Here is a 7,064-nt window from a genome sequence, read left to right on the forward strand (position 1 = left end):
TTTTTTTCTTACGTAAATCGGCACTGATTCGAGCCACATCACATCCCACCGCATTAAACAGTAAAGTACTACTTAATAAAATTGTTGCAAGTTTGTTCATTTCTTTCTGAGGATAGAAGATATCTAGATTGAGAGAAGGCAAAATGATAATTACTTACGTCAATAAAAAATTAAGGAAATATAAATGGGAATTCTTAAGATCATTGCAGCAATTTTACTTCCTCCCTTGGGTGTATTTATGACTATGGGAGTTAGCCAAGCTTTATTAATTAATATTTTGCTGACTTTACTAGGCTGGATTCCTGGTATTATTCATGCACTTTGGATCATCTCTAAAGAATCAGAACAAGCTAATGTTTAGCAATTAAAAATACCTATGTTCATGAATCATTATTATAATTTTGTCTATGTGTTAGTAAAATAAAAACCTCCTAGAATTAAGTCTCTGGGAGGTAATTTTATTAAAAAAGCTAATATAGCTAACAGCTAATGGCTAATAGCTTTTATCGATCGCGAAACATTTCCGAAATTGATTTCCATAATTCTTTGAGAAGCTGTTTTACCTGCTTTTCCTTTTTGGCAATTGCAACCCCTGTTTCGCCTAATTTTTGTTCAAATTCCTGTTGTTTTTCTTCTATCCTCCCTGTAAATACTTCAGGATTTTCTCTGGCTTTTTCATACCAAGTTTTCGCTTCATCAAGATATTGATTCACATTGCTATAACTTTCACCATATCTACCAGCTAAATTAGCCTGAATAATAGCTAACTGCGCTTTTAATTGAGCATAACGCTTTTGTAAGAGAGCAACTTCTTCACTATTTTGGACAGTATGAATAGCGGAAGTAATTGCTTCTGTTACTTGAGTAGGCTTGTCTTGATTGTTTGTTTGTATCTCTTTTAATACTCCGTCGATTTCTTGTTGTAATTCTTCTTCTTCTTTTTCTACTTTTACTTGTAAAGTTTGAATTTCCGATTGAGTATTAGAAATTTCTTCTCTTCTAGCGTTACTTAGACCCTCGATCGCACCTTCAATAGAAGCCGTAACTTCTTCTTTAATTTCTCCTTTTTTATCTTGGAAAATTTCGACAACTGCGGAAATTGCTTCTTGAACGAGATTCCGAATTTCTGTTCTACCTTCTTTTACTTCAGATACCGCTTCAGACACTGCTGTTCTGATAATATCTCTAATATTTTCAGTTTTTAATTGTCCTGTTTGTTTGGCTTGTTGCAGATTGTTGATAATTTTCTCTTTTCTAGACTCTTCCATAATATATACTTCACCTCAAGAGTTTGCTGATTTAAAGTTATGAAACTGATGATAATAGTGTTCGTGGTTATTAGCTGCTTGGTGCGCGCACAGATAGATGTGATGTGGACAAGTATGTGCGGATCGACACTTCGTTGCTGGCGACACGATTCCTCATCTAAATGTTTAGTGAAAAGTTGACTTTATTCAGAGAAGATACTCTTTTTCTTATTATTTTTAATAATCCAATATTTTTTACCAAATGTTATCTATCTCAGGTTTGATTATTTTGACTAATGTAAAGATACAAAACTTTGTAGAGACCATAAAATACTAATACAGCATTCACATATCAGATAGAGTAATTGTGAGCGCATTTTTTTGATTTCTTGCCAAAAAACTACTACAAAGCCAAAACTATATTTAAAGCTTCATTAACTTTTGCGATATCCTTTCGATCTAATGAACCTCTTTTTTTACCTAACCTTGATTTGGCAATTACTCGAATTTATTCACATATTATTTGTTCTCATATTTTAGATACTTCTCTTTGTTAACTACTATTTTTTTTTCGCCAAAGATTTAGCCTGACGGACTTGGGGAGGATTAGCTAGAATAATTATCGCGCCAGCGCAACCACTATCAATCGCTGTATCATAAAGACAGTTAGTAACTCTAACCTGAGAAATTTCTTCAACTAACTCTTGCAGTTTTGGTTTAATTGCTTCATCGATAAAGGCACGTACCTGAGTTACCAGACTAGATGATTGAGCTTCTACCAGCAGTTTTTCGATTGGTGTAATTACATCTTCTAGAGATATAACTAATTTATTTCCCAATAGATGGCAGTCAACCCTACTTGGTTGATGACCAAACTGGTTACGATATAAAGTCCTCACTTTTTGGGCAATAGTTCTTTCTAATTGTCCAGCTGTCGGATAAGAATCTGAGTTTAAATCAGTAGCCATAACTTAAGAATCTACAGTTAACTAAATTTAAAATTTGATTTAGCTTTTTCAAACAGCGATCGGAAGTATTTGAGTCTCAGCTACAGTGTAGGTGAGCAAAGCTCAGGCTGGCTTACTAATTTTTTACATTAGCTAAAGCTAATTAGCTATCAACCTTTATCGTTAATAATTGTAACAACAAATAAAAAAATAAAAAATTATTATGGTGTAGAAAACCAGACAGTTTATTTCGTAATTTCAGCTATAAAAATCCTTTTATCCAAGAACTTTTAGATTCTAAAGGAATCGATCCCCTATCTTCGATAAAGGGAGGGTGTAAAAAAAGTATGAAGACAGAAATTTGAAGTATGAAGTTTTCGGCATTCCGTCTTAAAAAACTCCGCTTGTACCTAAAGGAAGAAGTAAGAAGTAATGCTTTTCTTCATACTTCATACCTCATACCTCATAAATGAACAGGGCGAAGCTCTGGTCAATTTTCAGTAACTGTCCATAATCTTTGAGTTATAGCGATCGCTAATCAAGCTACCTACTCGCAAAATCAAGTCATCCAAATCGAAAGGTTTATAGATAATGTCCTCAGCTTTGCTGTTTTGTAGCTGTTCATCTTTAAGATCGTTGATCGCAGAAATCAATAAAATTGGTAAAGATTGATAATTTTGCTTTTGTTTAATATTACGAGCAACCTGCAAACCACTAATTTCTGGCATCATGATATCCATTAATATTAGCTGAGGCTGAATTTCTTCAAGAGACTTTAAAGCATCTCTGCCATTATTCACTGTTTCTACTTGATATCCTGCGGACTCCAAAATCAGCTTAAATAATACTAGAAGATCGTCATTATCTTCAACTACCAGAATCGGGGATGACATAGTTAATTTTGCTAACTCACTGCAATAAACTTACGATAGCTAATAGTTTTGCTATTGCCATCCTAATCAAGATGTATATCTTTAGAGTTACAAATAATTATTAATTAAACCTTGAAAGATCAATCAAAGATTAAGTCTTTACCTCTATTTTTGAATAGATTTAACCTTATTTAAGCTTTAAGTTAATTTATATATAGTTTATTTTTTTTAATATCAAATAATATGTATTTAAATTAATTTAGCTTTCTTTTAATTTAATTTGTGAAGGTAATTCCCGCAAAACCAAAGTATAAATGTCCGTCGGCATATCAATATTAGCTGCTTCTAGGGCTTCTTTAACTGCTTGAGCAACTTTAGAGGTAGTTGCTAAAAAGCCTGCTCTGTGGGAGTCTACCCAAAAACGAATTTCTAAATTAACCGTACTAGCAGCAAGTTCCTTAACCAATACATCTGGTGTGGGATACGTTTCTACTTCAGAAATTTTTGCTAAAACTCGACTAATTACCGCGATCGCCTGACCAATATCTTCTCCATAGTCAATCCCGACTATTACCGAACTTCTTCGTTGAGGAGAAGCGGTATTATTAACAATACTGGCTTGGAACACTTCTTGATTAGGAAGATAAACTACTCGCCCATCATAGGTTTTAATAGTAGTAGTCCGTAATTGAATTTGCGTAATTGTGCCTTCGTATTCATCGATTACTACTTGATCGTTAATCCGAAACGGACGCGCAGCTAGTAAAATTACTCCAGAAATATAGTTACTCAACACATCTTTAAGACTAAAACCAATTGCGACGCTAGTTAGCCCTAATGCGCCCAACAATGCCCCAAAGTCTAGCCCCATAACACCCAAGGCAATTACAGAACCAACGATCCACACACCACCATAACTAAGTCTGCCGATCAAAAGTTCAGTGTTAGAATCCCCTTCCGTTTGTTTGGCCCAGGTATAAGCAATATAGCGCACTCCTTTTGCTACTCCCCAAGTAATGCCGATTACAACGCTAGCACCAATTAAAGAGGGTAAATTGCCCACAATATCTCTTAGTAACTCTCTGGTGGTTGTGTAGAGACGCTGAGTAACATCGATCACTAGTGGAGGTTTATCAAAAGCAGTATCTAGTTGTTGTTTCCATCTTTTAGCTAATTCTTCTGTGCTTAAGCCAAAATCCTCTGCATCTTGTCGGGTAACAGTCATTAAGATGCGATTTTTTACCCTCAAGGTAGCAATTTTACGGGGATTATCGGGAGCAATTTCTACTTTACCTGGATTTTCGTTTTGTGACAGGAGGCTGGCTAGACGGCGATTAATAATTTCTGCCCTGGCACTGGCATCAATCTGGGGTAAGCTGCCAATTTGAAATATAGGGCGGTTTCTCACAACTACATCAGCAAAATATAAACCATCACTGGGAATAATAGCCGATGCAGGTTTAGTCGGAGTAGATATACTCTCTTCGTCTTGAGATAAAGCTATTGATGGGATACTAAAGGAAAAAGCGATCGCTACTATCATCGAAATTGGAAAAAGCGATCGCCTTGGGAAATTACTCTTAGTGTATTGCCCTGAGAGCAAGCAGGAAAAATCAAGCATTGACTATGGATAAATACTCTCGTTAGAGCCTGTTGGCAAGAGAACTTCGTTAATTTGCCTTCAGTTTATAGTCTGTGTAAGTTGCAACCTATCTATCTAAGGATAGAGAGTTTAAATACTTTAAATACTAATGATCGCTTTATAATAAACAACTGTTACTACTCCTCACTCTTCTATGTCTTCAGATTCTAAATCTCAAGAAATTTTAGCAGCGACTACCGATATTAACTTAAAGGATGTCGCTCTTCATAATTGCGATCGCTTCGCGATCCATATTCCTAATTTGATTCAGCCTCATGGGGTTTTACTCGCTATATCAGCAACCGAATACAAGATATTGCAGGTGAGTCTCAATACGGCTCAAATGTTGGGGATCGAACCCGAAGAGTTGTTGAATAAACCTTTAAGTGGGTTGCTAGGGAAAGAACAGGTGACAGCAATTTCTAGTTGCTTATCTGAAGACTTCGATCGTATTAATCCTTTACCAATTGAGTTAATTCATGAAGGTTCAACCCTTAACTTTGATGGGATTGTTCATCGTAACGGGGAAATAATTATCTTGGAATTAGAACAAACTGAAGCCACTGAAGAAGTTGACTTTTTCCATTTCTATAAATTAGTTAAAATCCCAGTTAGCAAAATCCAGAATACTAAGACTTTAGATGAATTGAGTAGCGCGATTGTAACAGAAGTGAGGAAAATAACTGGATTCGATCGTGTTATGGTATATCGTTTCGACGAAGAAGGTGCGGGGACAGTAATTGCCGAAGCTGCCAAAGAAGAACTAGAACCATTTTTAGGTTTACACTATCCTGCTACTGATATTCCTCGACAAGCAAAATATCTCTACACTATCAATTATCTACGTCTAATTTCCGATGCTACTTACGAACCAGTAGGATTGACTCCTCAATTAAATCCTCTAACGAATAAACCCCTCGATATGAGTATGTCAGTATTGCGTAGCGTTTCTCCCTTGCATACTGAGTATTTAGGTAATATGGGCGTGGCAGCTTCCATGTCTATATCTTTAATTCAAAATAAACAACTTTGGGGATTAATTGCTTGTCACCACCATACACCTAAGAAAATCCCTTACGAGATTCGTACTGTTTGCGAGTTTATTGGACAAGTGGTTTCTTTTGAGTTAGCTGCCAAAGAAGATAGTCAAGACTATGACTACAGAATGAAACTCAAGTCCATTCAATCCCACTTTATCGAAACCATTTCCCAAGCAGAAGAATTAGCAGCAGGTTTAACCCAAAATCCCGAACATTTATTAGATTTAGTGGGTGCGAGTGGTGTCGCTTTATTTTTTGGCGAAGAAATTACCCTCATTGGCAACACTCCAGACAAAGAAACCATAACTGCCATGCTTCCCTGGTTAGAAACTCAATTTGATGAAGATGTTATTTATGAAACAAATTCTCTAGCGCAAGTTTATCCTAATGCTGAACAAGAAAAAGCTGTTGCTAGTGGTTTACTCGCTTTACTAATTTCTAGAGTACAAAAAACCTTGATTATTTGGTTTCGCCCAGAAGTAATTCAAACTGTAGATTGGGGAGGATATCCCAATAAATCATTAGAGATCGACGAAGATGGAACTTTGCGGATGTCTCCCCGTAAATCTTTTGCTAAATGGCAAGAAACCGTCAGAGGAAAATCTCTACCGTGGAAAGCCTGCGAAGTAGAGTCAGCATTGGAATTACGTAGCTCCATTGTGGGTATTGTGCTACGAAAAGCGGACGAACTCACTCAAATAAACAGAGAATTGTCTCGTAGCAACACCGAATTGGATGCTTTTGCCTATATCGCCTCCCACGATCTCAAAGAACCATTGCGAGGCATTTATAATTACTCTAGCTTTTTAATTGAAGACTACGGTGAAATTCTCGGTGATGACGGGACTGATAAACTCAATACTTTGATGCGTTTAACTCATCGCATGGAAGACTTGATTAACTCCCTACTTCACTATTCCCGCTTGGGTAGGGCAGAATTACAAATGCGCCCTGTGGATCTGAACAATTTAGTAGCAGGGGTTTTAGATGTAATCAATGCTAGTGCTAGGGACAAACAAGTAGAGTTTAAGATTCCTCGTCTTTTGCCAACTATAGAATGCGATCGCACTCAAGTCAACGAACTTTTTACTAATTTAATCAGCAACGGCATTAAATACAATCAAAAAGCCCAAAAGATCGTCGAAATTGGTTACCTTGATGCTGACAATCCTGTTGTGGTTGAGAAAATGTTGGAATATCCCGATGGTACCCAAGTAAAGACTATTTTCTATGTCTGCGATAATGGGATCGGTATTCGTGAAAGGTACTTAGAATCAATCTTTCGTATTTTTAAACGACTACACGGTCAAAAAAAA

7 protein-coding genes are annotated in these 7,064 nt (G+C 36.3%); 2 read left to right on the forward strand and 5 right to left on the reverse strand.

The window, feature by feature from the left end:
* Positions 1 to 184: 184 nt before the first annotated feature.
* Positions 185 to 361: a YqaE/Pmp3 family membrane protein gene (locus H1P_RS29330; protein WP_144874408.1), complete on the forward strand. Its 177-nt coding sequence runs from the start codon at positions 185 to 187 to the stop codon at positions 359 to 361.
* A 142-nt stretch (positions 362 to 503) separates the two neighbouring features.
* Here H1P_RS29330 and H1P_RS29335 read toward each other — a convergent pair whose 3' ends face one another.
* The 5 genes from H1P_RS29335 to H1P_RS29350 all read right to left on the reverse strand — a co-directional run bounded on the left by H1P_RS29335 (position 504) and on the right by H1P_RS29350 (position 4,609).
* Positions 504 to 1,268: a histidine kinase gene (locus H1P_RS29335; protein ID WP_144874410.1), complete on the reverse strand. Its 765-nt coding sequence runs from the start codon at positions 1,266 to 1,268 to the stop codon at positions 504 to 506.
* A 382-nt stretch (positions 1,269 to 1,650) separates the two neighbouring features.
* Entirely contained in the window at positions 1,651 to 1,755 is a 105-nt protein-coding gene (locus H1P_RS40020) for a type II toxin-antitoxin system PemK/MazF family toxin (protein ID WP_425461562.1), read from the reverse strand.
* A gap of 52 nt (positions 1,756 to 1,807) precedes the next feature.
* On the reverse strand, positions 1,808 to 2,215 hold the full coding sequence (locus H1P_RS29340) for a Na-translocating system protein MpsC family protein (protein WP_144874412.1): 408 nt from the start codon (positions 2,213 to 2,215) through the stop codon (positions 1,808 to 1,810).
* A 476-nt stretch (positions 2,216 to 2,691) separates the two neighbouring features.
* Positions 2,692 to 3,087 carry a response regulator gene (locus tag H1P_RS29345; RefSeq protein ID WP_144874414.1) on the reverse strand — a complete coding sequence of 132 codons (396 nt, stop codon included), beginning with the start codon at positions 3,085 to 3,087 and terminating at the stop codon, positions 2,692 to 2,694.
* Positions 3,088 to 3,325: 238 nt separating this feature from the next.
* Positions 3,326 to 4,609 carry a mechanosensitive ion channel family protein gene (locus H1P_RS29350; protein WP_425461563.1) on the reverse strand — a complete coding sequence of 428 codons (1,284 nt, stop codon included), beginning with the start codon at positions 4,607 to 4,609 and terminating at the stop codon, positions 3,326 to 3,328.
* Positions 4,610 to 4,862: 253 nt separating this feature from the next.
* Between H1P_RS29350 and H1P_RS29355 the strand changes: the two genes are divergently transcribed.
* Positions 4,863 to 7,064 (forward strand): GAF domain-containing protein (locus tag H1P_RS29355; RefSeq protein ID WP_144874422.1); only part of this gene is annotated, 2,202 nt, incomplete at its 3' end.

Origin of the sequence: Hyella patelloides LEGE 07179, assembly GCF_900659865.1 — a bacterium.
Lineage (GTDB): Bacteria > Cyanobacteriota > Cyanobacteriia > Cyanobacteriales > Xenococcaceae > Hyella > Hyella patelloides.

Excerpts from the sequence above, each read along its gene's own strand:
- H1P_RS29330 (WP_144874408.1), top strand. The coding sequence starts at position 185 with ATGGGAATTCTTAAGATCATTGCAGCAATTTTACTTCCTCCCTTGGGT.
- H1P_RS29335 (WP_144874410.1), bottom strand. The coding sequence starts at position 1,268 with ATGGAAGAGTCTAGAAAAGAGAAAATTATCAACAATCTGCAACAAGCC.
- H1P_RS29340 (WP_144874412.1), bottom strand. The coding sequence starts at position 2,215 with ATGGCTACTGATTTAAACTCAGATTCTTATCCGACAGCTGGACAATTA.
- H1P_RS29345 (WP_144874414.1), bottom strand. The coding sequence starts at position 3,087 with ATGTCATCCCCGATTCTGGTAGTTGAAGATAATGACGATCTTCTAGTA.
- H1P_RS29350 (WP_425461563.1), bottom strand. The coding sequence starts at position 4,609 with ATGATAGTAGCGATCGCTTTTTCCTTTAGTATCCCATCAATAGCTTTA.